The following is a 26,506-nucleotide window of genomic DNA, read 5'->3' as shown; positions in this document are numbered from 1 at the left end:
TCAGCGCCCTTCGCTCACAGCGCCCGCGGCGGTGTGGTGGCGGATCACCTCGGCGACGACGAAGTTGAACCACTTCTCGGCGAACTCGGGATCGAGGTCGGCCTCCTGGGCCAGTCGCTTCAGGCGTGCGATCTGCTGCTCCTCGCGTCCGGGGTCGGAGGCCGGCATGCCGTGCGCGGCCTTCAACTCCCCCACCTGCTGCGTGCAGCGGAAGCGCTCGGCCAGAAGGAAGACCAGCGCCGCGTCGACGTTGTCGATGCTCGCGCGCAACCGCAGAAGCGTGGTCGTGGGATCTTCGGTCGTCATGGCTTTCCCTCCCCGATCCACGACCATACCGCGCGGCCCCGAGCGCCGCCGAGGTCGCGGGCCGCACGCCCCTAGAGTGTGACCATGACCGACGCCCGCCCGTCCGCTTCGTCGCCTGCGGACGACCCTGTCACCGACGCGTCCGAGCCCTCCGTCGAAACGACCTACGTCCGGCGCCGCACCCTCTTCACCAGCGTGAACAATCCGTTCGCGATCGGCTTCTTCCTCACCCTCGGCGGACTCGTCGCCCTCGGGCTCGGTGTCGCGTTCATCAACCTCTCCACGGTGCTGATCTACATCGCCTTCGCCCTGTTCGCAGCGCTCGGGCTCGACCCGATCGTGCGCTTCCTCGAGAGGCGCGGACTCGGACGGGGGTGGGCGATCCTCATCGTCTTCGCAGGCTTCGTCGTCATCGTCGTCGGGGTCGTGTCGCTCGTCGTTCCGACTCTCGTGCGACAGATCTCCCAGTTCTTCTCCGACCTGCCCTCGACGATCAACGCCTTCCAGGCCTCCGACGTCTACGCCTGGCTGCAAGACACCTTCGGCGACCAGATCGGCAGCCTGCTCGGGGAGTTCGAGACCTTCATCACCAACCCCGCGAACATCGCCGCGATCGGCGGCGGGGTCCTGCAGGTCGGTGCGACCATCGCGACGACGATCTCGGGCATCCTGATCGTGCTGGTGCTGAGCCTGTACTTCCTGGCATCCCTCGACACCATGAAGGTCGCCTTCACCCGTCTGAGCCCCGCCCGCTACCGCCCGAAGGTGCGGTCGATGACCGATGAGATCACCGACTCGATCGGCGGATATCTCATGGGCATGGTGGTGCTGGCGTTCTTCAACTCGCTCGTGGCGTTCTTCCTGCACCTCTTCCTCGGTCTGCCCTTCCCGGCCCTGATGGCGGTCGCGGCGTTCGCGATCACGCTCATCCCCCTCGTGGGTCCGGTGCTGTACTGGATCTTCGCCAGCATCCTCGCGCTGTTCACCAACCCGCTCACGGCGCTGATCTTCGCGATCGCGTACCTCATCTACATCCAGATCGAGGCATACGTCCTGACCCCGCGCGTGATGAGCCGCGCGATCGCGGTGCCCGGGGCGCTCGTCGTCATCGGCGCGCTCGTCGGCGGCACGCTGCTGGGGCTTCTCGGAGCGCTCGTGGCGATCCCCGTGACGGCGTCGATCCTGTTGATCATCAAGCAGGTCGTGATCCCCCGCCAGGACGCGAAGCTGTAGCGGGCGCCACCACGGGCGCAGCACGCGCCCCCGAGGCACCGCGACCCGCCGAAAAACGTCGCTCCCGCGGCATCCGCACGGCAGAAGTCGACGGGTCGTGGGAATGGAGCGGGTCAGACGAGGGGCGTCAGGCAGGTCGGCGACGGCGCCGACGTGCGATGGCGAACGCGGCCGGGCACCCCGGAGCGGATGTCGAGGGTCAGCGACACCACGTCGTCGGAGCGTTCCCCGGCGACCAGCAGGGTGTCGCGCACCACGAGGTGGTGTCTCGGCCAGTCCACGCCCGCCTCGACGAGGGCGACGGGCGCGAGGGTCTCCCCCGCGCCGCGCACGGCGACGACGGCGATCGTGTTGCTCCCGCGCACACCGGCGTAGAGGAACGCGCCGTCGCGCGACGGGGCCAGCTCGGCGGCGCTGTCTCCGGCGAGCGTTCCGGCTCCGAGGGGCGCTCCCGACACCACGCGCCAGCGCCCCGCCTCGTCGCGCGCGAGCGCGAAGACCTCGCAGCTGTACTCCGTCACCACGTACAGGTGCCCGCTCGGGTGCCACACCATGTGCCGCGGACCGCTGCCGTAGGGCAGCGAGACGTCGTGCAGCGGTTGCAGCCTCCCGTCCACGAGGCGCCAGAAGCGCACGAGATCGAATCCCAGATCGGATGTCGCGACGAGCCCGCCGGTCAGGAACACCGTCTGATGCGCCCGCGAGACCCGCTCCTCGGCCGGCTCCGGTCGATCGACCGGCCCCGTCAGGGCCGCCGCGTCGGCATCGCCGCTCACGCCGCCACCCATGCCGCCGAACGACGCCATCCCGTCGAGCCCAGCCACCCCGTCGAGTCCTCGCCCACCGAAGAGACCTGCGTCTCCACGCCCACCGAGGCCCAAAGCCGCCAGGTCGATGCCGACCTCGGCTGCGGCCGCCTCGACATCCGACACAGCCCCCGTCACCCCGCCCGGGGCCGACGGATCCACCGCGGCCGGCGCGAAGGACGGCCGCCCGATCCGACCATCGCTCGTGAGCGGATAACGCACCACGCGCCCGTCGCCCCAGCACGTCGCGACGAGAGTCCCGCCGTCCGGCGACACCGCGACATGGCACACCGCTTCCCCCGCCTCGACCGCGTCGCCGAGCGGAGCGAACCGGTCTTCGCCGATGCGTCGGAACGCACGCACGGTTCCCTCTGCCTCGAGGGTCGCGTAGGCGACATCCGTCCCCTCGTTCCAGCTGACCCACGACGGCGAGCTCGCCGAGACCGCCTCACCGACCACGGCGAGCGGTCCGGCGGCGGAACCGGAGTCGGGTTCCCCCGCCAGGAGCACCCCGATCCCGGTGGCGATCCCGCCGCTGTCGGCGGAGTACCCGCCGACGAGGAACCGCATCAGTCGACCAGGTCGTGGCGCACGATGACCGCGTCGCGAGCCGCGCCCACGCCGATCACCGAGATGCGGGTGCCGCTCATCTCCTCCAGCGCCAGCACGTAGTCCTGCGCCGCCAGGGGAAGGTCGTCGAAGGTCCGGGCGCTCGAGATGTCGTCCTTCCATCCGGGGAACATCTCGTAGATCGGGCGCGCGTGGTGGAAGTCGGTCTGGTTGACCGGCACCTCCTCGAACCGCTCGCCGTCGACGTCGTAGGCGACGCACACCGGGATCTCGTCGAGACCGGTGAGGATGTCGAGTTTGGTGAGCACGAGGTCGGTGATGCCGTTGATGCGGGTCGCGTACCGCGTGATGGGCGCGTCGTACCAGCCCACACGGCGCGGGCGCCCCGTGGTGGTGCCGAACTCGAACCCGCGCGAGCGCAGGAAGTCGCCGTGCTCGTCGAACAGCTCCGTCGGGAACGGGCCCGAGCCGACGCGGGTCGTGTAGGCCTTGACGATGCCGACGATGCGATCGAGGCGCCGGGGGCCGACCCCCGATCCGGTCGCCGCGCCACCCGCCGTCGCCGACGACGACGTGACGAAGGGATACGTGCCGTGGTCGACGTCGAGCATGGTCGCCTGCCCCCCCTCGAACACCACGACCTCGTTTCGGTCGAGGGCCTCATCGAGCAGCAGCGACGTGTCGGCGACCATCGAGCGCAGACGCTCAGCGTACGACAGCAGGTCTTCGACGACCTCTTCCACGGCGATCGCGCGGCGGTTGTAGACCTTCAGCAGGAGGTGGTTCTTCTGATCGAGCGCCCCCTCGACCTTCTGCCGCAGGATGTTCTCGTCGAAGAGGTCCTGCACGCGGATGCCGACCCGGTTGATCTTGTCGGCGTAGGCGGGGCCGATCCCACGACCGGTCGTGCCGATCTGGCGCTTGCCGAGGAAGCGCTCGGTGACTTTGTCGAGGGTGCGGTGGTACTGGGTGATCACGTGCGCGTTGGCGCTGATCCTCAGGCGCGAGGTGTCGAGGCCGCGCGCCTGCAGCGCCTTCAGCTCGGCGAAGAGCACCTCGAGGTCGATCACGACACCGTTGCCGATGACCGCGTTCACTCCCGGCGACAGGATGCCGGAGGGCAGCAGGTGCAGCGCGTACTTCTCGTCGCCGATGACGACGGTGTGTCCGGCATTGTTGCCGCCGTTGAACTTCACGACCCAGTCGGTGCGTTCACCCAGGAGGTCGGTGGCCTTGCCCTTGCCCTCGTCACCCCACTGAACGCCGACGATCACAATGCCTGGCATGGCCCACTCCCCCGTTGTCGGACGGTTACACCCGATCCTATCGGGCGAGCCCCCCGCGCCCCCCGACCGCCCCGCTAGAGTCGGCCCATGCTGGCATCCTCTCGCTGGGCCGCCGCGTGGAACGTCCTGCGCCTCCTCGCCGCCGTCGCCATCATCACCGCCGTGATCGGGCAGGCCGTCCGCACCATCGGAATCGGCATCGCCGACGGCTCGCACCTGCCGACGGTGGTGACGAACTTCTTCAGCTTCTTCACGATCCTGTCCAACTGCGCCGCCGCGGTGGTGCTCCTCTGGGCTGGTGCGCGCTGGGCTGTGGCGCGGCGGACGAGAACAACGGATGCCGCATCAGCGACCGATCCGCCCGCCCTCGCCGTCGCACTTGCGAGCGTGACGACCTACATGGTGATCACGGGCGTGGTCTACAACACCCTGCTGCGGAACGTGCCCCTGCCTCAGGGGGTCACGGTGCCCTGGTCGAATGAGATCCTGCACGTGATCGCGCCGCTCTTCCTGCTGCTCGATCTGTTCCTCGGCCCCGGACGCCGTGCGCTGCCGTGGCGCGACGTCGGCGTCATCCTCGTCTTCCCGATCGTGTGGGTGGTGTACACCCTCGTGCGCGGGCCGCTGATCACCAACCCGGCGTCGGGTCAGCCGTTCTGGTACCCGTACCCGTTCCTGAACCCGAACAACCCCGACCTGATCTTCCCGGGTTACGCGGGCGTGGCCTTCTGGGTCGTCGTCATCGCCCTCGGGATCGTGGTCACCGCCGCGGTCGTCGTCGCCGCAGGGCGACGCCGCGATCACGCCCGGGAGGCGTCGTCGGTCGGGGTCTCCACCTCGGTCTCGACGGGGTCGGCGGCGATCCCCGGCTCATCGTCGGGATCCGTTCCCTCGTCGACGGGCTCAGCCGGCCCGCCTTCCGGCGCCTGATCGTCGTCCACCGCCTCGCGCACCAGATCGGGCACCTGCCAGCGGCCCTCCAGGATCTCGGCACGGGGGCGGTACAGCCGGACGAGGAAGTTCCACTGCTCCGGCAGCGGGATGTCGTTCGGCCCCTCCACCTGACCGGGAGGCGTGAATCGCACCGTGATCGAGCCGTCCTCGTCGCGGACTCCGGTGACGCTGTTCACCGAGTAGCGACCCTCGGGGTTCGGCTCGAAGAAGCCGCGGGCGTTGTAGACCGACACCGACCAGAAGCCGTCGACCGGCACCTCGTGCATGGTGAGCTCGTAGTGCCCGACGGGCAGTTGCGGGTCCACCCCCAGGTACGAGGCCTCCCACAGCGGCAGGCCGCCCCAGCCGGCGGCGGTGCCGATGAGGTGGCGGACCGGATCGACCTCGTCACGGTCGCCGAAGGTGCGGTCGAACGCGCGAAGACCCCGCGCGAGCGTCAGCAGCGCGTCGCGAGTGGCGTCGAGAGATGCCGCATCCCAGTCCCCCGGCTCGAAGGGGCGCGACGACACGGCCTCGAGCGAGAGCTGATCCTGCAGGGCGGCGACCTCGGCGATGTCCTCGGGATCATCGGGGTCGACGAGTGTCCGCGCGGCGACGAGCACGTGATCGGCACCCGAGGCGAGGGCCGCGAGATCGTGCTCGCCCGGGTCGTGCAACACCGCACGCACGTAGTGGTCGCGGTCGAGCACCATCACCGACAGGTACCGGCCTGCGGCATCCGGGATCGACACCCGGGCGCCCTCGGACAGATCCACGATCGCGAAGCTGTAGAGGGTGTCTCGATTGAGTCGGATGACGGTCTGATGGGCGACGTCGGCGGGCTCGCGGTTGTGCTTGAAGACGTTCACGCCGCCGGCGTCGCGTTGGATGTCGGCGAACATCCGATCGGTCTCGGCACGCACGAAGGTGTCGACATTGACATGCACAGCCATGAGAAAACCCTCCCGCACCGCGGAGCAGGGCGCAAACCCCCTCTCACTAGACTTGAGGCCATGTCGAAGGTCCTTCAGTCCCTGCCCGTCGGCGAGCGCGTCGGCATCGCCTTCTCGGGGGGTCTGGACACCTCCGTCGCCGTCGCGTGGATGCGCGACAAGGGAGCGGTGCCCTGCACGTACACCGGCGACCTCGGCCAGTACGACGAGGACGACATCGCCTCGATCCCCGACCGCGCCCTGCAGTACGGCGCCGAGATCTCGCGCCTCGTCGACTGCAAGACCGCCCTTGTCGAGGAGGGGTTCGTGGCGCTGGCGTGCGGCGCGTTCCACATCCGCTCCGGCGGCCGCACCTACTTCAACACCACGCCCCTCGGGCGCGCTGTGACCGGCACGCTGCTGGTGCGCGCGATGAAGGACGACGGCGTCGACATCTGGGGCGACGGCTCGACCTACAAGGGCAACGACATCGAGCGGTTCTACCGCTACGGCCTTCTCGCCAACCCGGCCCTCCGCATCTACAAGCCGTGGCTCGACGCCGACTTCGTCACCGAGCTGGGCGGTCGTACCGAGATGAGCGAGTGGCTGCTGGCCCATGGCTTCCCCTACCGCGACAGCGCCGAGAAGGCGTACTCGACCGATGCGAACATCTGGGGGGCGACCCACGAGGCGAAGACCCTGGAGCACCTCGACGTGTCGCTCGAGACGGTGCAGCCCATCATGGGCGTGCGGTTCTGGGACGACGGCGTCGAGATCGCCCCCGAAGACGTCAGCATCACCTTCGACGCCGGTCGGCCGGTGGCGATCAACGGCGAGGAGTTCGGCGACCCCGTCGAGCTCGTCCGGGCCGCCAATGCCGTCGGCGGCCGTCACGGCCTCGGCATGAGCGACCAGATCGAGAACCGCATCATCGAGGCGAAGTCGCGGGGCATCTACGAGGCGCCCGGGATGGCGCTGTTGTTCATCGCGTACGAGCGCCTCGTCAACGGCATCCTCAACGAAGACACCCTCGCGACCTATCACGAGCAGGGTCGCCGCCTCGGCCGCCTGATGTACGAGGGCCGCTGGCTCGAGCCGCAGTCGCTGATGCTTCGTGAGTCGATCCAGAAGTGGGTCGGGTCCTCGATCTCGGGAACCGTCACCCTGCGCCTTCGCCGCGGCGAGGACTACACGATCCTCGACACGGTGGCCTCGGGCCTGTCGTACGCCCCCGAGAAGCTGTCGATGGAACGGGTCGGAGACGCCGCGTTCGGCCCCACCGACCGGATCGGCCAGCTGACGATGCGCAACCTCGACATCGCCGACTCCCGCGCCCGTCTCGAGCTCTTCGCCGGGCTCGGGCTCATCGGCGGCGCCACCGGGGAGCTGGTCGGAAAGCTCGAGCAGGGCGGGGCCGACGAGATCATCGAGCCGGCCGAGCCCGACGAGCGCGGTCGGCTGGCCGAAGCGACCGACGCCGCGTCGGAGGCTGCGGCGTTCGACACCGGCACCGACTGATCCCGCGCGCCGCGCCCCGACCCTCGGGATACGATTCTCCGGTGTCGCCCGAACGGCACCGAGATCCACGCTCTCCGGCACCGGGTCTCGCGACTGGAGGTCTCCTTCGATGACGAAGCCCGCAGACGTGATCGACGACGTCGAGCTGTTCGACGAGCCCGAACCGCCCGCACGACGATCCCTCGGCCGCCGCATCGCCCTCATCGCGTACTCCGTCTTCGTCGGCCTCGTCGTGCTCGCCCTCATCGTCGCGAGCGTCGTCGTCTACTCCGTGCAGCGGTCGTTCCCCCAGCTCGACGGCGAGAAGACCCTCCCCGGTCTGACCGCCGAGGTGAGCGTGCAGCGCGACGCCCTCGGCATCCCGACCATCACCGCCGCGACCTCCCGCGACCTCTTCTACGCGCAGGGGTACGTCCACGCACAGGATCGGTTCTGGGAGATGGACTTCCGCCGTCACGTCACGAGCGGCCGGCTCTCGGAGCTCTTCGGCGAATCCCAGCTGCAGACCGACATCTTCCTGAGGACACTCGGATGGCGCGAGATCGCCGCCCAGGAGGTCGCCTCGCTCGACCCGACCGTCCTCGCGTACTACGACGCCTACGCCGACGGGGTGAACGCGTACCTGGCCGATCATCAGGGCCCCGACGCCTCCTTCGAATACGCCGTCCTGGGTCTGCAGAACGCCGACTACGAGATCGAGCCGTGGACGCCCGAGGACTCCGTCGCCTGGCTGAAGGCGATGGCCTGGGACCTCCGCTCGAACATCGGCGACGAGACCAACCGCGCGGTCGCGGCGGCATCGTTCACGCCCGAGGAACTCGCCGACCTCTACCCGACCTATCCCTTCGACCGGAATCCCGTGATCGTGCCCGTGCTCGACGAGGCGGGAACCCCCGTGCCGGCGAGCGCGACCGCGACGACCCAGGCCGCACCGATCGTCGAGGCCGCCGTCGACTGGACCGAGGTCGGCGACGTCGTCGCCGCCGTCAGCACCCTCATCGGGCCGATCGGCGAGGGCATCGGCTCCAACTCGTGGGTCGTGTCGGGCGCCCTCACCGACACCGGCATGCCGCTCCTCGCCAACGACCCGCACCTGGGCGCGTCGCTCCCGAGCGTCTGGCATCAGGTGCAGCTGAAGTGCGAACGCGTGCAGCAGGACTGTCCCTTCGACGTTGCCGGCTTCGGGTTCTCGGGGATGCCGGGGGTGATCATCGGCCACAACGCCGACATCGCGTGGGGCTTCACCAACCTCACCACCGACGTCACCGACCTGTACCTCGAGCGCGTGCAGGACGACGCGTACTGGCGCGACGGGCAGCTGCTGCCCCTCACCGTGCGGCAGGAGACCATCGCGGTCGCCGGCGGCGACGACGTCGAGATCACTGTGCGGGCCACCGAGAACGGGCCGCTCATCTCCGACGCCAGCGCGGAGTACGCCGGCATCGCCGACGACCCGTTCGTCGGCACCGACGGGGCTCCGGCCGCGCCGACCGGCGCGCCCGATGGGGAGTACGCCGTGAGCCTCCGGTGGACGGCGCTCGAACCCGGCACGACGCCGGCGGCCATCTTCGCCCTCAATCAGGCGGGCGATTTCGACTCCTTCCGCACGGCCGCGTCGCTCTTCGACGTGCCGGCGCAGAACCTCGTCTATGCCGACACGGCCGGGAACATCGGCTACCAGACGCCCGGCAAGCTGCCGATCCGCGGCGCCGGCGACGGGTCGCTGCCGCAGCCGGGGTGGGACTCCGCCTACGCCTGGCAGGGATACATCCCGTTCGAAGAGCTTCCGGTCTCGCTGAACCCCCAAGCCGGCTACATCGTCACCGCCAACAACGCCATCGTGGGCGAGGACTACCCCTATCAGCTCACCCGCGACTGGGACTACGGCTGGCGCGGAGCCCGCATCGTCGAGATGCTCGAGCGGCGGATCGCGGCGGGACCGTTGACCGCGACCGACATGCGCGACATCCAGGCCGACAACGCCATGTGGATGGGCCCGCGTCTCATCGCCGCGTACGCCGGCGTTCAGACCGGTGACGCGGGAACGGATGCTGCGCTCGACCTCCTCGGCGGGTGGGACGGCCAGAACCACGCCGGCTCCGCCGCGGCGGCCTACGCCAACGTGCTCTGGGACGAACTGGTGCAGAACATCTTCGTGCGCGAGCGCGATACCGCGGCTCCCCTCGGAAACCAGGCCCGCAAGTTCCTCGTCGTCGACACCCTGCTCTCCGACCCGTCGTCGCCGTGGTGGCAGAACGAGGGGCTCGACGTGTCGTCGCAGGCCGAGATGCTCGAGCGCACCGCGACCGATGCGTACGAGCGGCTCGTGACGCTCCAGGGCGACAACCCCCGGATGTGGAAGTGGGGCACCCTGCATGCCCTCGATCTGACGAATGACACGTTCGGAACCTCGGGCATCGCGCCGATCGAGATGCTGTTCAATCGCGGCCCCTACCCCGTCGGCGGCGGCTCGTCGGTGGCGAACGCGACAGGATGGGTGCTCGGGCAGGGCTTCGAGACCGTGACCGTGCCGTCGATGCGCATGGTCGTCGACCTCGGCGATCTCGACCGGTCGGGCTGGCATCACCTGACCGGTGCGAGCGGCCACGCCTTCCACCCGAACTACGTCGATCAGACTCCGGCGTGGCAGCGTGCGGAGCTTCTTCCCTGGGCCTTCACCCCCGACGCCGTCGCGGCGACGACCACGCACACGCTGCGCCTGATCCCCTCGGACTGAAAGAGCAGGGGGCGGCCGGGTCAGCCCCCCGCGGCGGGCGGGGTCTGCTTCTGCTCGGCGAGTTCGTCGACGAGCAGATCACGGTCGTCGATCGTGCCGTTGCGGTGCGCCTGACGGGCGATCATGTGGGCCGAGAGCGGGGCGGTCGCCATCTGCAGCAGCATCACCGGCACGAGGAAGGCGACGACCGGCCACGATTCCAGCGCCAGTGCGATGGCGATGCAGATGAGGAGCAGGCCCAGGATCTGCGGCTTGGTCGCCGCGTGCAGACGCGAGGCCACATCGTTGAACCGCAGGAGACCGATGGCGGCCGTGAGGCAGAGCAGGCTCCCCGCGAGGATCAGCACGAGGGCGACGAGGTCGAGAGCATCGGTCATCGCTCTGCCGTGTCCTTCCGTGCGACGAACCGGGCGATCGAGATCGATCCGAACACCCCGACCGCCGCGATCACGAGCAGAACGGGAAGGGTGCGCGTGTGCTGATTGATGGCCATCTCCGCGCCCAGCACGCACAGCACCTCGGTGAGGAGGACATCGGATGCCACGGCGCGGTCGAGGATCGACGGACCGACGACGATGCGCCACAGCGTGAGCAGTGCCGCGACGACGAAGATCACGAAGATGGCGATGAGGAGCACGGTACTCATGTCGGCGTTCCTCCCTGTCGCGGGGTGTCGACCGTCGCTTCACGGATGACGTCGAGTTGAGCCCGTGATCCGACGGCGCGCACGATCCGCGCCTCCCAGCCGAGCACGGTCTTGCGCTGCAGGTCGATGTCGTCGTCGTCATCCACCCCGATGACGTGCAGGTAGAGCACGCGACGGTCTCGGTCGGCTTCCACGACGAGCGAACCGGGGATCAGCGAGGAGGTCACCGCGGTGTGGGTCATGATCAGGTCGTCATCGGTGCGCAGGTGCACGGCGATGATGGCCGATCCGGGGAGCTTCCCCGGGCGGACGGTCTGCCAGGCCACCAGGAGCGAGCCGCGCACGAGCGCCACGAGGAAGGTCACGACGAAGACCAGGCCGTACCAGAGATTGAGGCGACCCGACAGCGCGACGGGTGGCAGCCGGAACACGCGCGTGACCACGACTGCCGCGACGAGACCGGTCAGGAACGCCAGCACGGTGAACTGGCCCCACAGCAGCATCCACAGAGCGATCAGCCACAGGAAGAACGGCAGCTGACGCCACGTGATCCCGAGCATGCCGCGAGCCGGGGGCGGAGTCGCGCGATCCTCGCTCATGAGTCCGCCTCCTCCTCGAGCTGCACGAGCTGGATCGGCTCGAGGAGCGCGGCGCCGATGCGTTCGCACACGCCGTAGAGCGGCCCGGCGAAGACCGTCAGCGCGACCGTGATCGCCACCATCCCCGTCGTCGCCGCCGTCATGATGCGGGGGATCACGCGCCGCTCGGTCTGGATGCCCGCGGCGGGCGCCTGGCCGAGGTACGAGATGCGCGCCTCGGTCTCGGTGGAGTCGTCGTCCTCGCGCCAGAACGACAGGTTCCACGCGCGCATCAGCGCGTAAAGGGTGAGAAGGCTCGTCACGATGCCGCCGACGATCAGCACGAGCATGATCGGGGTGCCGACCTCGGCGGCGGCGTCGAAGAGGGCGAACTTGCCGATGAAGCCCGAGAAGGGCGGGAGCCCGCCGAGGTTCACGGCGGGGATGAAGTAGAGCACCGCGATGACGGGCGCGGCCCGCATCAGCCCCTTCACCCGCAGGATCGACGTGCTTCCCGCGCGGCGCTCGATGAGCCCCACCGCGAGGAAGAGGGTGGTCTGCACGACGATGTGGTGGACGGTGTAGTAGATCGTCGCGCCGATCGCCGCCGGGGTCGCGATCGCGAGCCCGAAGATCATGTACCCGATGTGGCTGACGAGGGTGAACGAGAGGATGCGTTTGAGCTCGGCCTGCGCGATCGCACCGAGCACCCCGACGATCATCGTGGCGAGCGCGACGCACATCAGGAGGAAGTTCAGGTCGTTGTCGTTGAAGAGCTGGGTCTCAGTGCGGATGAGCGCGTAAACGCCGACCTTCGTCAGCAGGCCCGCGAACACCGCGGTCACCGGCGCCGGAGCGGTCGGGTAGGAGTCGGGCAACCAGAACGACAGCGGGAAGACGGCGGCCTTGATGCTGAACGCCACGAGAAGCAGCAGATGCAGCACCGTCTGGGTGTCCTGCGGAAGCTCCATCATCCGCTCGGAGATCTGCGCCATGTTCACGGTGCCGAGGGCCCCGTAGATCGCGGCGATCGCCGCGAGGAAGAGGATCGACGAGACGAGCGAGACGACGATGTAGACGACGCCGGTGCGGATGCGGTTCTCGGTGCTCCCCAGGGTGATCAGCACATAGGAGGCGACGAGCAGGATCTCGAACCCGACGTACAGGTTGAACAGGTCACCGGCGATGAAGGCCGTGAAGATCCCCGCCGCCAGCAGCAGGTACGACGGGTGAAAGATCGACACCGGCGTCTCGTCGTCGTTGTCGGCCGCACCCTGGCCGACCGAGAACAGCAGGACCGCCAGGAGCACGATGCTCGAGACGACGATGAGGAGCGCCGAGAGCCGATCGACGTAGAGCACGATGCCGAAGGGGATCGGCCAGTCGCCGACCGAGACGGCCAGGGCATCGCCGCCCTGATCGACGACGACCAGCAGGATCGCGGCGATGACCGTGACCGTCGTCAACGTGACGATCGAGATGGCGACCTGGGTGCGCCGATGCCGGCCGGCCACGAGCGCGAGTGCAGCGCCCAGGAGCGGGAGGGTCGCGAGAAGCGGTACGAGGGCGATCATGCGTCTCCCCCTCGCTCGGTCGAGTCGCCTCGCCGCGACCGACGCGACGCTTCGGGAAGGTTCACCGGGGCGTCATCCTGCACACCGGAGATGTCGCGGCTGCCGAGCACCGTGATCGGCGCGGTGTCGAGGCCGACGAAGTCGGTGGTGGCGTCGTCATCGGTGTCTTCGATCTCGGTCTCGTCGTCGATCATGTCCTCGTCGGCGGCGCCGCGATCGCGCACCGCCAGATCGGCCTCGTCGTCGGTGACCGTATCGGCCTGACCGAGCTGCCACGAGCGGTAGATCAGGGCGAGGAGGAACGCCGACACCGCGAAGGTGATGACGATCGCCGTCAGGGTCAGCGCCATGGGAAGGGGGTCGGACATCTCCTCGGGTTCGCCGGATCCGAAGAACGGGGCGATGCCGGGCTGGCCGATCACGACGAGGAGGAACAGGTTCGCCGCATTGCCGAGGAGGAGGAAGCCGATGAGCACGCGGGTGAGGCTGCGCTCCAGCATCGCGTAGACGCCGCAGGCGAAGAGCACGCCCATGATGAGGATGAGGGTGAGGGAGACGCTCACGACACGCTCACCCCCCTGGCCTTGCTGCGCTGCATCTGTCGGTCGACCTCGGCGCCGAGCGAGCGCAGCACGTCGAGCACGAGGCCGACGACGACGAGGTACACCCCGACGTCGAACAGGGTGGAGGTGACGAACTCCACGTGGCCGAGGATCGGGAGCTCGGCTTCGAACCAGGTGCTCGTCAGCGGCGGTGCGCCGAAGAGGAGCGGCACGATGGCGCAGCCCACCGCGATCGACATCCCGACCCCGAGAAGGCGTCCGGCGTCGGTCGGCGCGGCGACTCCGAGCTCGTACCGCCCGCCCGCGACGTACCGCATCACCAGCGCCATTCCGGCGACCAGACCCCCGGCGAAGCCGCCGCCGGGCAGGTTGTGGCCGGCGAAGAGCAGATAGAGCGAGACGATGATGATCGAGTGGAAGAGGATGCGCACGATCACCTCGAGGAGGATCGAGCGGTTCTCCGGACGCACCTGCTGACCGCCCACGAGCCACGCCATGCGCTGACGCCCGCTCCCCGCGTTCCGAGGCTTGACGCCTGAGGGGGTCTCGACGAGCAGACGGCGATCGCGTCCACCCACGCGAGGCAGGGCGTTGGTGGCGGTGAGGTTGTCTTTGCGGTCGGTGACGAAGACGAGGGATGCCACGCCGGTCGCCGCCAGGATGAGCACGCCGAGCTCGCCCATCGTGTCCCACCCGCGGATGTCGACGAGGGCGACGTTGACGACGTTGCGTCCATGCCCGAGCTCGTATGCGAGGTCGGGCCATGCCACCGAAACCGGATCCTGCAGACGCGCGCCGGTCGCGATGACGGCGACCGCCATCATCGTGATGCCGACCGCGCCGGCCACGAGCGCCCGCGGAATCGCGGCGACCGAGGCGTTGTGCTCCCCCATCCGCGAGGGGATCCGCCGCAGCACGAGCGCGAACGCGATGAGGGTGACCGTCTCGATGAGGATCTGGGTGAGCGCGAGGTCGGGGGCGCCGCTGATCGCGAAGAGCGTGGCCATTCCCAGCCCCGTCACCGAGACCAGCACGACGCCGGTGTATCGCTTCTTCGCGCGGACGGCGATGAGTCCCGCGATGATCATCACGGGTGCGATGGCCAACTGGGCGGGATCCTGGAACAGGTCGACGTCCGCCCGCCAGTCCGGACCGCCCATGATGAGGGCGGTCGCCTCGGCGACGACGAAGACGATGAAGATCGTCCCGATGTAGACCGGCAGCGACCCGCGCTGGGTGAACGTGGTCGTGGCCACCGACAGGCGGGCGATGCCGCGGAGCACGGCGTTGTAGACGTCGAACGCCTCGAAGGGCAGGACGCGCCGGGAGAGATCCTTTCGCACCGTCGCCCAGAAGATCGCCGCGCCGAGCGCGATCGTGCCCAGTGAGATGAACAGCGCCGGCTCCAGACCGTGCCAGAGCGCCAGGTAGTACGGCTCGGGCTCTTCCACGCCCGGGGTGGCGAGCGGGGCCTCGTCGGCGTAGGTGGCGAGCACCGTGTCGACGGCCGGGGCCGCGAGCCCCGCGACGAGGGTGAGGGCGGAGAGGATCAGCGGGGCGGCGAGGAATCCCGCCGGGGCGCCGGGCCACTCGGTGCGCTTCGGTGGCGCGCCGTCGGGTCCGGTGCGCTTGGTCCAGAAGGCTCCCCAGACGAACCGGATGCCGTAGGCCATCGTCAGTGCCGAACCCGCCGCGACACCGAGGATGCCCACGATCGCCCAGGCCTCGCCGCCCTGCGCCTGATGGAGGAGTGCGGTCAGCGCGGTCTCCTTGGCGACGAAGCCGATCGTCGGCGGCAATCCCGCCATCGAGGCGACGGCGACGATCGACAGGGTCGCGAGCACCGGCGCCTGCCGGCCGAGCCCCGACAGCTCGCCGATGTTGCGGGTGGCGAGCTGACGGTCGATGATTCCGACGACGAGGAAGAGCGCGGATTTGAACAGCGCATGGCTGAGGAGGAGGGCGAGCCCCGCAAGTGCGGTGTCGCGGACGCCGTACCCGAGGATGACGGTGAGGAACCCGAGCTGGCTGACCGTCCCGAACGCCAGGAGGCGCTTGAGGTCGGTCTCGCGGAGGGCCTGGAACCCGCCGAGCAGCATCGTGAAGACACCGAGCGAGACGACGATGGGCCGCCACCCCGGTTCGTTCGCCTCGAACGGGGCGAACAGGGCGATGAGGTAGATGCCGGCCTTCACCATCGCTGCGGCGTGGAGGTACGCGCTGACAGGTGTCGGGGCGGTCATGGCGCCGGGGAGCCAGAAGTGGAACGGGAAGACCGCCGACTTGCTGAGCGCGCCGACGAGCAGGAGCACGAGGGAGGCCACGACGACGGGGCCCTCGGGCCGGGCGGCGAGGATCTCGGAGATGCTCGAGGTGCCGGTGTCGACGACGAGCAGCACGACGCCGATCAGCATCACCAGGCCGCCCAGGGTCGTCACCAGCAGGGCCTGCAGGGCCGAGCGACGACTCGCGCCGCGGCGGTGGTAGTACCCGATGAGCAGGTACGACAGGACGCTGGTGACCTCCCAGAACATCACCAGCACGACGAGGTCGTCGGTGAGCACGAGCCCGTACATCGCTCCCGCGAAGGCGAGCAGCACCGCGGCGAACTGGCCGAGGCCCTCGGCGTTGTCACGGAAGTACCACCGGCAGTACAGCAGCACGAGGGCGCCGACACCCGTGACGACGAGCGCGAGGACCCACGACAGCGTGGTCATCCGCATCGACAGCTCGATGCCGAGCGGGGGGATCCAGTCGTATGACTCGAACGGAATGTTCCCGGCGAGCACACCGGGTCCGAGGATCACCGTGTAGACGAAGGCACCGGCCGACACCGCGGCTGCGAAGAAGAACGCGCGTGCGCCGAGGCGATGGACCAACCAGGGGAGGATCAGCGCGGCCGCCGCGAACACTCCGAGGAAGACCAACATGCGGCCTCCTCAGGGTCGTCGGTCGGCCGGGCAGCACGACTCAGGCGATCGGGGTCGGGTCCATTCTATTGGGCGACCGGCGCCGGACCCGACGTGTTCCCCTCGCGGAACGCGCAGGTGAAGTGCATCGAGACAGCGCTCCCACCCTCCAGCATGCTCGCCACGGCCAGTCCGGCGGCGCGTCCTTTGTCGGCTGCCGGCTGGACGAGAGTGGTCAACGAGTAGGGCGCGAGCCCATCGACGACGATGCCGTCGAACCCGGTCACGCTGAGGTCGTCGGGCACGCGCAGTCCCGCCTCTTCGGCGGCCCGGATCACCCCCGCCGCGAGCAGATCGCTCTGCGCGATCACCGCAGTGGGTCGGTCGGGACCCGCCAGCAGATCGCGGCCCGCCGCCAACCCCTCGTCGATGAAGCTGCCTGCCGCGGCGTAGGCGGGCGCATCGGGATACACGTCGCGCGCGCCGGCGAGACGATCGCGGGTGACGTCGACGGTGACCTCGACCTCAGGGCCGAAGAATCCGCGCGGGCGGTCGGCGTTCACCGGAAGCGTCAGGACCACTACGTCCTCGTGGCCGAGCGCCCGCAGGTGCCGCGCTGCGTGGCGCTGGGCCTCCCTGTTGTCCAGACCGATGCGGGGGATGTCCCCTCCGGCATCCCCCTCGATGACCACCACCGGGATGCCGCGGGCCCGGACCGTGTCGAGCGATCGACGCATCAGCGGGCTGCATCCGATCAGCACGGCGGCGTCGATCGGAGCGGTGGTGAGCGACGGTGCCGTCTCGGCCGTCTCGTCGTCGCGGAGGAGGAGGAGCCCCGCACCGAGCTCGGCGACGCCCTCGGTGAGGCCGTCCATCATCAGGGTCTTCACCGGGTCGAGGAAGGCCGTGCCGAGGTGCTCCTCGAAGACGACACCGACGATGCCCGACCGCCCGCGCCGCAGCGAAGCCGCCCGCGGATCGGGTCCGGTGTAGCCGAGAGACGCCGCCGCGTCGAGCACCCGCGTCCGCGTGGCATCCGACACCGGCGTCTTGCCGCTGAAGACGACCGACGCCGTCGACGCCGACACCCCCGCTGCCCGGGCGACATCGGCGATCGTGGCACGGCGCCGTTCGTCGGTGCGTCTCATCCATCCAGCGTAACCGCCGCGCCGTTCCGCGGATCGAAACGATTCGGTATCCTTCTCGGGTGGAACTCGTCCTGACCCGCCCTCAGCTGGTGCGCTGGCGCACCGCCGTCTTCGCGATCTTCATGGCCAGTGGCCTCAGCATCGCGACGTGGGCGTCACGGGTGCCGGCCATCAAGAGCGCGCTCGGGGTGGACAACGTCGAGATCGGGTTCCTCCTCCTCGGCGCGGGCATCGCGTCCATCCTCGGACTCTCCCTCGCGTCGGCTGTGCTCGCCCGGTTCGGTGCCAAGCGCGGCATGCTCGGCGCGATGATCACCTTCGCCGCCGGTGTCGCGATCGTCGGCGTGGGCACCGACGCCGTCCCCTCGTACGCGATCGTGCTGCTCGGCCTGTGCCTCTTCGGCTTCGGCAACGGCGCGGTCGACGTGATGATGAACGTCGACGGCGCGGCGATCGAGAAGCAGTCGAACAAGACGATCCTCCCCCTCTTCCACGCCTTCTTCAGCTTCGGCACCGTCATCGGTGCGGGCGTCGGCGCCCTGGCCGCCGCGGCCGGCATCAACGTGCTCGCCCACACCGTGACGATGGCGGTCGTCGTGCTCGCCATCGCCCTGGCCACCTACCCGGCCGTTCCGGCCCGCGAGCTCGCCGAAGACCCGACACCGGGCGAGAAAGTCGACTGGCGCACGCGCCTGCACACCAACCTGTCGGCCTGGCGCGAACCCCGCACCTACGCGCTCGGCGTGATCATGCTCGGCATGGCCTTCGCCGAGGGCGGCGCCAACGACTGGCTGGCCCTGGGCGTCGTGGAGGGCCACGGTGCGACCGAGGCCGTGGGCGCCGCAGGGCTCACCGTCTTCTCGGTCAGCATGACCGTCGTGCGCGTGCTGGGCGGACCGCTCGTCGACCGTTTCGGTCGTGTCAACACCCTCAGGATCCTGGCGGTCACCGCCGCGATCGGCCTTCTGCTGTTCATCCTCGCCCCCAACCTGCCGCTCGTCTTCGTCGGCGCGGCGCTCTGGGGTGCGGGCGCATCGCTCGGGTTCCCCCTCGGCATGTCCGCGGCCGCCGACGACCCGGCCCGGGCGGCCGCCCGGGTGAGCGCGGCGGCCACCATCGGCTACGTGGCGTTCCTCTGCGGGCCGCCGATCCTCGGGTTCATCAGCGAGCAGATCGGGCTGCTGAACACGCTGTTCATCCTGGTCGCGCTCATCGTGGCATCCGGCATCGCCTCTCCTGCCGCGCGCCCGATCGCCGGGTCGACCGTCGGCGCCGGGCACCCGCACCACTGAGCCTCCTCATCACCTCGGTTCGGCGACTACGCTCGACGGGTGCGCCTGGTCATCGCTCGCTGCTCCGTCGACTACACGGGCCGCCTCACCGCTCATCTCCCGCTCGCGACGCGTCTGCTCGTCCACAAGGGCGACGGGAGTCTGCTCGTGCACTCCGACGGCGGCTCCTACAAGCCGCTGAACTGGATGAGTCCGCCGTGCACCCTGACGGTGCAGACGCCGGATGAGGATGCCGCGGCGGCCGGCGTCGTCGAGCAGTGGCGCGTCACGCACGCCAAGACCGGCGACGCCCTGCTGGTGCACCTGTACGAGGTGCTGCACGATTCGTCGCACGACCTCGGGATCGACCCGGGCCTGCAGAAGGACGGCGTCGAAGCCGACCTGCAGCGGCTGCTCGCGGAACAGGTCACGATCGTGGGGGAGGGGGTCTCGCTCGTACGGCGGGAGTTCCCCACCGCCATCGGACCCGTGGACCTGCTGCTGCGCGACCCCGAGGGCGGCACCATCGCCATCGAGGTCAAGCGCCGCGGCGACATCGACGGCGTCGAGCAGCTCACCCGCTACCTCGAGCTGCTCAACCGCGATCCGCACCTCGCGCCGGTGAGCGGCGTCTTCGCCGCCCAGGAGATCAAGCCGCAGGCGCGGGTCCTGGCCGCCGACCGCGGCATCCGGTGCCTCACCCTCGACTACGAGGAGATGAAGGGCGTCGACTCGGGGCACCTGCGGCTCTTCTGACCGGATGTCCGTGCGCGCTCCGCGGACTTGTAGCGTGGAGGTCATGTCGACGCGCTCACCCTGGACCTGCATCCTTTGGGACGTCGACGGCACGATCATCGACGCCTCGGTCGGCATCCTCCGCCGTCTCACCGTCACCCTCGAGCACTTCGGCAAGCCCGCGCCCACGCGGGACGAGCTCGCCCACTGGATCGGGCCGCCGATGTACGAGTCGTTCCAGGTGAATGTCGCCATGACGCCCGCCGAGTCGACCGAGGCCGTGGCGTTCTACCGCGCCCTCGGCAAGCAGGAGGGCTACACCACCGACGCGCGGCTCTTCCCCGGCATCGCCGAGATCATCCAGGACGCTCATGCCGCCGGCATCCCGCAGGCGACCGCCAGCTCGAAGCCGGAAGTGCAGGTGGTCGCCCTCATGGACCACTTCGACCTCTCGCCCCTCTTCACCGCGATCGCCGGGGCGACCCCCGACGAGAAGACGCTGAGCGCGAAGTCCGACATCGTCGCCGAGGCCCTCCGCCGCCTCGAGGCCGCCGGCGTCGACACCGACCGACCCGTGCTGATCGGTGACCGCCACCACGACATCGAGGGCGGCGCCGAGCACGAGGTGCCCGTGATCTTCGTCACGTGGGGATTCAGCTGGCCCCATGAAGCCGAGGGGGCGCAGGCCGTCGTCTCGGATGCGGCGCAGCTGCGGAGGCTCCTCCTCGTTTCCGACGACTCCTCCGACGGCGACGGCTGAGCGAGGCGCCCGATGACCGAGCAGGCCGACGACCTCCTCCGCTGGGTGATCCCTGCCGCCGTCGTGTTCGGTGTGACAGCCCTCGCCGTCGTCGCCGGGCTCATCGCACTGCGACGCTCGCGGCGCTCGCCCAAGGCGCGCGCCGCCGCCGAGGCGGCGCGGAACGACGCCGGTCGCGCCCTGGTGAGACTGGATGACGCGGTGGACGACCTCGACATCGAAGTGAGCCTGTCGGGGGCGCTCTACGGCGGCGACGCCCCGACGACCCTGCGCCGCGCGCGCATGACCGCACAGCACGTGCGCGACGACGGATTCGAGGAGTACCGGCGCCTGGCCGGGCGGCTCGAGGGCGGCGAGGAGGCCGCGCGCGTGCGGCGCGCCGCCGAGGCGGTCACCCGACGCGTGGAAGCCGCCCTCCGGACGGTCGACGGCGCCCGCACCGCGCACGCCGCGTGGGTGACCGCGCACGTCTCGGCCGCCGACCAGGTCCGCTCGGCGCAGGCACGGCTGGCCGAGGTGCGGGCGGCGATGGGCGATCCCGAAGCCCTCATCGCGCAGCTCGCCCGGTTCGACGAGCGCGAATGGAAGGATGCCGCGGCAGCAGCCCGAGCGGCCGTCACCGAGGCCGACGAGGCCGAGGAGCGCCTCGCCGAGGCGTCGCGCTCAGCGGCCGATCCGACCCGCAATGCCCTCGCCGAGCTCGCCGCGGGCGAGCGGGCTCTCCGCCGCGCCGAGGCCGATGCCCGGACGCTCGAGGAGACCTACCGCCTCATCACGCAGGCATCGCAGGCGCTCTCGGACGAGTTCGATTCGGCACGGGCTGCGCTGCGGGCGGCGACGACGATCCGGGCCAAGCTCGAACCCGCCGACGCGGAGCGCCTCGGCGACGAGATCCGCGCCGTCGCGTCCTCCCTCGACGCGCTCGAGGCGGGAGCGGCGCGCCGCCCCACCCACACGATCGGCGAGATCGCGCGCCTGCGCGACCGCCTCGACCGAGCCCTCGGCGATGCGCGCACCGCGCAGCAGCGGCTCCGCGGCGCCCGCACCGCCCTGCCCGGCACCCTCGCCGCCGCGCGCAACGGCGTCGCCCTCGCCGAAGCGGCGATGTCGGGGGTGCGCACCGGCGCGGATGCGCGAGCGCGCCTCATCTCCGCGCAGCGCGACCTCGCCGCCGCCCGGCAGGCTCAGGATCCGGTCGAGGCGCTCGACGCCGCTCGGCGCGCGCTCCGGCACGCCGAAGACGCCCAGGCGCTCGCACAGTACGCCGCGAACAGCGGTGGAGCCATCGATCCCGCGTGAGCCGGCGAGCCCTCGCTAGGGTGAGTGCCATGGCGGGGGCGGGCGACGACGCGGGCGGGATCACGACGAAGGATGCCGCGAGTGCGTCGTCGCACACGCCGCATCCGGTCATCCGGGTCATCGGTCGGATCCCGGCGACGCTCACCCTGGTCGCCCTGATCCTCGCCGCCGGTGTGATCTGGCAGGGACTGTGGCGCGCGTTCGAGGACGCCGACCTCTACGAGACCGTTGCGTACGGCCTTCCCGCGCTTCTGGAGGGGCGGTGGTGGACACCGATCACCGGCACGTTCTTCGTCAACCAGCCGTGGGTGTACGTCTTCACCATCGCCGGCTTCTGGGGTATGGCCTATCTGGAATACCACCGCGGCACGCGCGTCGCCCTGGCGTACTTCTGGATCGGCCAGCTCTTCGCCGTGTGTGCCACGGCGCTGCTGCTGTGGTTCGCCGCGCTTCTGCCGTGGGAGTGGGCGCAGACCGAGGCGGCCGCGCTGGATGTGGGCGCCTCGGGCGGCACGATGGCGTGCATCGCGGCGGCGGTCGGTCTGTTCCCGCCGCCGTGGCGGGTGCGCGCGTGGCTCGTCCTGCTCGGCTTCGTCTTCGTCGCGCTGCTGTTCTGGGGCGCGCTCCCCGACCTCGAGCACGTCGTCGCCGTGGTGCTCATCCTCTTCGTCGATCGGTCGCTGCGCCTTCAGCGCATCACGGTGCGCGAGCAGCGGCTGCTGGCCTTCGTGTCGATCGTCGTGCTCGGCGTCATCCAGATCGCCCTCATCATCGTGCCGACCAACGGGCCGTTCGGCCCCACCGAGCCGGACTCGGGCGGCTTCTTCGACGTCGCCGTCGACACCGTCATCATCGCCGTCATCGCCAACGGCCTGCGTCTCGGGCGCCGGTGGGCATGGGTGCTCGCCGTCATCCTCGGCGTGCTCAATGTTCTCGTCGGCGTGCTGATCCTGGTGGCGATCACTCTGAGCACCGAGGCGCAGGTCGAGGTCGTGATCGATGGCGAAACCGAGATCGGCCTCGTCTCGGCGGCGCTGTGGCTGATGCTCGTGGTCTACCTCATCTGGGTGCGCGCCGCGTTCCGCGCGAAGCCGCGCCGCGGGCTCGGAGCGACGCCGGTGCCGACGGTCGCCGAGGTGAAGGAGATGATCCGCGTCGACGGTGGCGGCACCCTGTCGTGGATGGCGACGTGGGAGGGCATGGCCTACGCCCGGACGACCGGTGGCGTCGTGCCCTACCAGCGGCACCTCGGTACGGCCATCGCCCTCGGCGATCCGCTCGGGCCGGAGGATTCGCGGCCGGCCTCGGTGCGCGAGTTCGCCGACGCGGCCGAGCGCGCGGGCCTGATCCCCTGCTTCTTCAGCGCCGGCGAAGCCACTCGCGCGGCGGTTCCCGAGGGATGGCGGAGCCTCGTCGTCGCCGACGATACGATCGTCGATCTTCCCGGTCTGCAGTTCACGGGGAAGGCGTGGGGCGCGGTGCGCTCGTCGCTCAATCGCGCCGAGCGCGAGGGCATGACGTTCCGGATCACGCGTCTCGGCGACGAGCCGTGGGGCGTTCAGGCGCAGCTGCGCGCGATCTCGGAGGCGTGGGTGGGCGACAAGGGCCTCCCCGAGATGCGGTTCACCCTGGGCACGCTCATCGAGGCGGCCGACCCCGAGGTGCGCCTGGCGTTGGCGCTGTCGCCCGCCGGCGACGTCGACGGCTTTCTCTCGTGGCTCCCCGTCTACGGCGCGGGCCGCGAGGTCCGCGGGTGGACGCTCGACCTCATGCGCCGCCGCGAGGGCGGCTTCGGCCCGGTGATGGAGTTCCTGATCGGATCATCGGCGCGGCACTTCGCCGACGAGGGCGCGGCCGTGCTCTCGCTCTCGGGCGCGCCGCTCGCCCACGAGAACCCGGCCGACACCGGGGTCATCGCCGACCTCACCGACCGCCTCGCGCAGATGCTCGAGCCGGTCTACGGGTTCCGGTCGCTCCACCGGTTCAAGCAGAAGTTCAACCCGCGCTACGAGACGATGTACCTGCTGTACCGCGACGAGGGCGACCTCTCGCGGATCGCGGCCGGCCTCACCCGCGCGTTCCTCCCCGATGCCACCCTGCGACAGTTCGCCGGCGCGGGCCTGGAGCTGGTGCGCGGAAAGGACTGAGCCCCTGCGTCAGACGGGGCGGATGTTCTCGGCCTGCAGGCCCTTGGGGCCCTGCGCCACCTCGAACTCGACGCGCTGGTTCTCCTCGAGGGAGCGGTAGCCGCTCGCCTGGATCGCCGAGTAGTGCGCGAACACGTCGGCGCTCCCGTCATCCGGTGCGATGAAGCCGAAGCCCTTCTCGGAGTTGAACCACTTGACCGTGCCCTGCGTGCTCATCTACTGCCTTCGTTCCACCCGCGAACCCGGTGCCCGCGTGGCGTGACCCACGCTAACGAAGGCCGGCGCCCCGCCGGGAGATGGTGACAGAAACGTTGCGAAGAAGACGACGACGGATGCCGCCTCACGGCGAAGCACCCCGCTCCATCGTCCGCCCGGGCCGAGCAGAGAGCTCGAGGCCCGGGCGTCGACGGATCCCCCCGGATATGTCGCGAGCGTCGCCACAGGGACGACGCGTGGTCGCGACAGTGCAAACTGTACCGATATATCAGCAGGGATGCGAGCTGATGTTTCGGTTGAATACACTTGTCCCGCCATGACAGATGACGAGTTCGCTCCACTGACGCCCCGCGAGGGCACGGCGCTCGGCGACGACGTCTATGCGGTGCTGGGTGAAGCCATCCTGCGCGGCACGCTGCGGCCGGGCGATCGCCTTCGCGACGTCGAACTCGCCTCCCGACTCGGCGTCTCGCGCACCCCGGTACGGGAAGCGCTGCAGCGTCTGGAACGCCTCGGCCTCGTCGAGGTCGCCGCGAATAAGTACACACGGGTCAAGGAGCCGCACCCCGACGCCTATCCGCACACGACCGAGTTCATGACGTACGTCGCCGGCGACGCGGCGATCCTCGGACTTGCTCGAGCGACCCCCGAGGAGCACGCCGACCTGGTCGACGCCGTGAACGCCCTCATCGATCGCTCGGAGCGCGACGACGGCCTGGGGCTCCTCGGGAGCACGACGGCCTTCTACCAGCTGCTGATCCGGGCGACGGCGAACCACGTGTTCATCACCATCATGCGCGAGGCAGGTCTCGCGATACAGCGGAACCTGCAGGGGTGGACGCCGCCGAATGAGGACGTCGACCTCCGCACCGCCCGGTACCGGCGTCTCCGGGATGCCGTGGTCGCGCGGGACGGCCACGCGGCCGAGAGCATCCTCATGGAGCTGAACCACCTGTCCTCGCCCTGCGGGGACGACCCTCGCTAGGTTGGCCACGTGGGCCACATCGAACTGCGAGACCTCGACGACGACGATCTCGACGCCGTGTTCGAGATGATGCGAGACCGCGCCGCCGTGGAGCTCGCGGCCTTCACCGCCGACGATCCGGACGACCGCGAGGCGTTCGACCGCTGGATCGCGCGCATCCGCACCGACCCGGATGTGACCTACCGCATCGTCACCGAAGACGGCGCGTTCGCCGGCGCCGTCGGGTCGTTCACCGTCGACGGCGACCGCGAGGCGACGTACTGGATCGCCCGCCACGCGTGGGGGAGGGGCGTGGCCACGCACGCGTTGCGCCTGCTGGTCTCGCGTGAACCGGTCCGTCCGCTCTTCGCTCGCGTGGCCGTGCACAACGCGGCCTCCCGCGCTGTCCTCACGCGGTGCGGCTTCACCGAGGTGTCTCGCACGACCTCGTTCGCGCCCGGCGTCGGACGCGACGTCGAAGAAGCCGTGTATACGCTGCTCCCCGTTCTCGACGGCAACTGACGCCGCTCCGCGGCATCCTCTCTCCCACGGCCGGCGCCCGCGCCGCCGCCGCGTCCGTTCGCCCCGCGCATTCAAGGCGCTGTTGCGCTTTCGGTAGTCAGCGTTACTATGTACTGGTACTCATCAACACTGAGTACTGAGGGAGGCACCGATGGGCAAGCAGACCACAGAGATGCTGAAGGGCATCCTCGAGGGGATCGTGCTCGCGATCCTCGCCACCCGTCGCGCGTACGGCTACGAGATCACCACGTGGCTGCGAGACGAGGGGTTCACCGACATCGCCGAGGGCACCGTGTACGCGCTCCTGGTGCGCATCGAGCAGCGCGGTCTCGTCGATGTCGAGAAGGTGCCGTCGGAGAAGGGCCCGCCGCGCAAGGTCTACAGCCTGAACGCCGCCGGCCGCGACTACCTCGACGAGTTCTGGAGGACCTGGAGCTTCCTCTCCGAACGACTGGAACAGCTCCGCGAAGGGAGATCATCATGACCAACTGGATCGAGTGGGTGACCGGATCGCTCGCCGACAAGCGGCGCTGGAAGGCGTACCGCGCGCGGATCGAGGCATTGCCGACCCCGTACCGCACCGCAGCCAAGGGCGTGGAGCGCTACCTGATGTACAACGGCGGCACCGACCAGGGCGAGCTGCTGCTGCAGATGTTCGACGACCTGGCCGAGCTCTTCGAGAGCGCTGCCGCCGACGGCACGCCGGTGCGCGAGGTCGTCGGCGACGATCCGGTCGAGTTCGTCGACGCTTTCACGTCCAACTACGGCATCGGATCGTGGATCACCAAGGAGCAGAAGCGGCTCGCCGCGGCGATCGAGCAGGCGGAGAAGGAGGAGACGCCGTGAGCACACC

At 69.8% G+C, this 26,506-nt stretch carries 24 protein-coding genes and 1 pseudogene; 13 read left to right on the top strand and 12 right to left on the bottom strand.

All coding sequences use genetic code 11. The features are described 5' to 3' along the window. A complete protein-coding gene (locus tag DT073_RS03000) occupies nucleotides 1–306 on the bottom strand; it encodes a chorismate mutase (protein WP_124292047.1) in 306 nt (101 codons plus the stop codon). Between the two features lie 84 nt (nucleotides 307–390). Between DT073_RS03000 and DT073_RS02995 the strand changes: the two genes are divergently transcribed. After that, the gene (locus DT073_RS02995) at nucleotides 391–1,539 is read left to right on the top strand and encodes an AI-2E family transporter (RefSeq protein ID WP_124292046.1); all 1,149 of its coding nucleotides are present in this window, start codon (nucleotides 391–393) and stop codon (nucleotides 1,537–1,539) included. A 113-nt stretch (nucleotides 1,540–1,652) separates the two neighbouring features. On the opposite strand, the gene DT073_RS02990 is transcribed toward DT073_RS02995, so the two are convergent. Continuing rightward, nucleotides 1,653–2,915: a lactonase family protein gene (locus DT073_RS02990; protein WP_124292045.1), complete on the bottom strand. Its 1,263-nt coding sequence runs from the start codon at nucleotides 2,913–2,915 to the stop codon at nucleotides 1,653–1,655. Further along, a complete protein-coding gene (locus tag DT073_RS02985; protein WP_124292044.1) occupies nucleotides 2,915–4,201 on the bottom strand; it encodes an adenylosuccinate synthase in 1,287 nt (428 codons plus the stop codon). The genes DT073_RS02990 and DT073_RS02985 overlap by 1 nt, the downstream gene beginning before the upstream one ends. A gap of 87 nt (nucleotides 4,202–4,288) precedes the next feature. On the opposite strand from DT073_RS02985, the gene DT073_RS16020 reads away from it, so the two are divergent. Further along, nucleotides 4,289–5,131, top strand: coding sequence for a Pr6Pr family membrane protein (locus DT073_RS16020; RefSeq protein WP_240638706.1), 843 nt, complete (start codon nucleotides 4,289–4,291; stop codon nucleotides 5,129–5,131). A gap of 74 nt (nucleotides 5,132–5,205) precedes the next feature. Here the strand turns inward: DT073_RS16020 and DT073_RS02975 are convergent. Continuing rightward, nucleotides 5,206–6,036 (bottom strand): annotated as a pseudogene (locus DT073_RS02975) (DUF1254 domain-containing protein); the annotation flags it as partial. Nucleotides 6,037–6,147: 111 nt separating this feature from the next. On the opposite strand from DT073_RS02975, the gene argG reads away from it, so the two are divergent. Both argG and DT073_RS02965 read left to right on the top strand, forming a co-directional pair. Continuing rightward, nucleotides 6,148–7,584, top strand: a complete 1,437-nt coding sequence (gene argG / locus DT073_RS02970; RefSeq protein WP_124292042.1) for an argininosuccinate synthase — start codon at nucleotides 6,148–6,150, stop codon at nucleotides 7,582–7,584. A gap of 109 nt (nucleotides 7,585–7,693) precedes the next feature. Beyond that, nucleotides 7,694–10,321: a penicillin acylase family protein gene (locus tag DT073_RS02965; protein WP_124292041.1), complete on the top strand. Its 2,628-nt coding sequence runs from the start codon at nucleotides 7,694–7,696 to the stop codon at nucleotides 10,319–10,321. Nucleotides 10,322–10,341: 20 nt separating this feature from the next. Here DT073_RS02965 and mnhG read toward each other — a convergent pair whose 3' ends face one another. The 7 genes from mnhG to DT073_RS02930 all read right to left on the bottom strand — a co-directional run bounded on the left by mnhG (nucleotide 10,342) and on the right by DT073_RS02930 (nucleotide 17,739). Next, nucleotides 10,342–10,698, bottom strand: a complete 357-nt coding sequence (mnhG, locus tag DT073_RS02960) for a monovalent cation/H(+) antiporter subunit G (protein WP_124292040.1) — start codon at nucleotides 10,696–10,698, stop codon at nucleotides 10,342–10,344. After that, nucleotides 10,695–10,967: an MrpF/PhaF family protein gene (locus tag DT073_RS02955; protein WP_124292039.1), complete on the bottom strand. Its 273-nt coding sequence runs from the start codon at nucleotides 10,965–10,967 to the stop codon at nucleotides 10,695–10,697. Before DT073_RS02955 ends, mnhG begins: the two co-directional genes overlap by 4 nt. Beyond that, a complete protein-coding gene (locus tag DT073_RS02950) occupies nucleotides 10,964–11,566 on the bottom strand; it encodes a Na+/H+ antiporter subunit E (RefSeq protein WP_240638705.1) in 603 nt (200 codons plus the stop codon). Before DT073_RS02950 ends, DT073_RS02955 begins: the two co-directional genes overlap by 4 nt. Continuing rightward, nucleotides 11,563–13,119 carry a Na+/H+ antiporter subunit D gene (locus tag DT073_RS02945; protein WP_124292038.1) on the bottom strand — a complete coding sequence of 519 codons (1,557 nt, stop codon included), beginning with the start codon at nucleotides 13,117–13,119 and terminating at the stop codon, nucleotides 11,563–11,565. The genes DT073_RS02950 and DT073_RS02945 overlap by 4 nt, the downstream gene beginning before the upstream one ends. Beyond that, a complete protein-coding gene (locus DT073_RS02940; protein ID WP_124292037.1) occupies nucleotides 13,116–13,682 on the bottom strand; it encodes a Na(+)/H(+) antiporter subunit C in 567 nt (188 codons plus the stop codon). The genes DT073_RS02945 and DT073_RS02940 overlap by 4 nt, the downstream gene beginning before the upstream one ends. Next, entirely contained in the window at nucleotides 13,679–16,612 is a 2,934-nt protein-coding gene (locus DT073_RS02935) for a Na+/H+ antiporter subunit A (RefSeq protein WP_124292036.1), read from the bottom strand. The genes DT073_RS02940 and DT073_RS02935 overlap by 4 nt, the downstream gene beginning before the upstream one ends. Before the next feature lie 65 nt (nucleotides 16,613–16,677). Further along, the gene (locus DT073_RS02930) at nucleotides 16,678–17,739 is read right to left on the bottom strand and encodes a LacI family DNA-binding transcriptional regulator (protein ID WP_124292035.1); all 1,062 of its coding nucleotides are present in this window, start codon (nucleotides 17,737–17,739) and stop codon (nucleotides 16,678–16,680) included. A gap of 59 nt (nucleotides 17,740–17,798) precedes the next feature. On the opposite strand from DT073_RS02930, the gene DT073_RS02925 reads away from it, so the two are divergent. The 5 genes from DT073_RS02925 to DT073_RS02905 are packed head-to-tail and all read left to right on the top strand — an operon-like array spanning nucleotide 17,799 to nucleotide 23,951. After that, nucleotides 17,799–19,031, top strand: coding sequence for an MFS transporter (locus DT073_RS02925; RefSeq protein WP_205782999.1), 1,233 nt, complete (start codon nucleotides 17,799–17,801; stop codon nucleotides 19,029–19,031). Nucleotides 19,032–19,070: 39 nt separating this feature from the next. Continuing rightward, on the top strand, nucleotides 19,071–19,766 hold the full coding sequence (nucS, locus tag DT073_RS02920) for an endonuclease NucS (RefSeq protein WP_124292034.1): 696 nt from the start codon (nucleotides 19,071–19,073) through the stop codon (nucleotides 19,764–19,766). Nucleotides 19,767–19,809: 43 nt separating this feature from the next. Next, the gene (locus tag DT073_RS02915) at nucleotides 19,810–20,505 is read left to right on the top strand and encodes an HAD hydrolase-like protein (protein ID WP_124292033.1); all 696 of its coding nucleotides are present in this window, start codon (nucleotides 19,810–19,812) and stop codon (nucleotides 20,503–20,505) included. Between the two features lie 12 nt (nucleotides 20,506–20,517). After that, entirely contained in the window at nucleotides 20,518–21,804 is a 1,287-nt protein-coding gene (locus DT073_RS02910; protein WP_124292032.1) for a hypothetical protein, read from the top strand. 29 nt (nucleotides 21,805–21,833) lie between these two features. After that, nucleotides 21,834–23,951, top strand: coding sequence for a DUF2156 domain-containing protein (locus DT073_RS02905; protein ID WP_124292031.1), 2,118 nt, complete (start codon nucleotides 21,834–21,836; stop codon nucleotides 23,949–23,951). A gap of 9 nt (nucleotides 23,952–23,960) precedes the next feature. Here the strand turns inward: DT073_RS02905 and DT073_RS02900 are convergent, their stop codons facing one another. Continuing rightward, on the bottom strand, nucleotides 23,961–24,167 hold the full coding sequence (locus DT073_RS02900; RefSeq protein ID WP_124292030.1) for a cold-shock protein: 207 nt from the start codon (nucleotides 24,165–24,167) through the stop codon (nucleotides 23,961–23,963). Between the two features lie 316 nt (nucleotides 24,168–24,483). Between DT073_RS02900 and DT073_RS02895 the strand changes: the two genes are divergently transcribed. The 4 genes from DT073_RS02895 to DT073_RS02880 all read left to right on the top strand — a co-directional run bounded on the left by DT073_RS02895 (nucleotide 24,484) and on the right by DT073_RS02880 (nucleotide 26,499). Then, nucleotides 24,484–25,152, top strand: coding sequence for a GntR family transcriptional regulator (locus DT073_RS02895; protein WP_124292029.1), 669 nt, complete (start codon nucleotides 24,484–24,486; stop codon nucleotides 25,150–25,152). A gap of 9 nt (nucleotides 25,153–25,161) precedes the next feature. Next, complete coding sequence (locus tag DT073_RS02890) at nucleotides 25,162–25,653, top strand: GNAT family N-acetyltransferase (protein ID WP_124292028.1); 492 nt, start codon at nucleotides 25,162–25,164, stop codon at nucleotides 25,651–25,653. 151 nt (nucleotides 25,654–25,804) lie between these two features. Further along, nucleotides 25,805–26,137 carry a PadR family transcriptional regulator gene (locus DT073_RS02885; RefSeq protein ID WP_124292027.1) on the top strand — a complete coding sequence of 111 codons (333 nt, stop codon included), beginning with the start codon at nucleotides 25,805–25,807 and terminating at the stop codon, nucleotides 26,135–26,137. Further along, a complete protein-coding gene (locus tag DT073_RS02880; protein ID WP_353681944.1) occupies nucleotides 26,134–26,499 on the top strand; it encodes a DUF1048 domain-containing protein in 366 nt (121 codons plus the stop codon). The genes DT073_RS02885 and DT073_RS02880 overlap by 4 nt, the downstream gene beginning before the upstream one ends. Nucleotides 26,500–26,506: the final 7 nt, after the last annotated feature.

Origin of the sequence: Microbacterium sp. ABRD28, assembly GCF_003850245.1 — a bacterium.
GTDB lineage: Bacteria > Actinomycetota > Actinomycetes > Actinomycetales > Microbacteriaceae > Microbacterium.
Note: the sequence above shows the minus strand (reverse complement) of the source record. Positions and strands in the feature narration are given on the sequence as shown.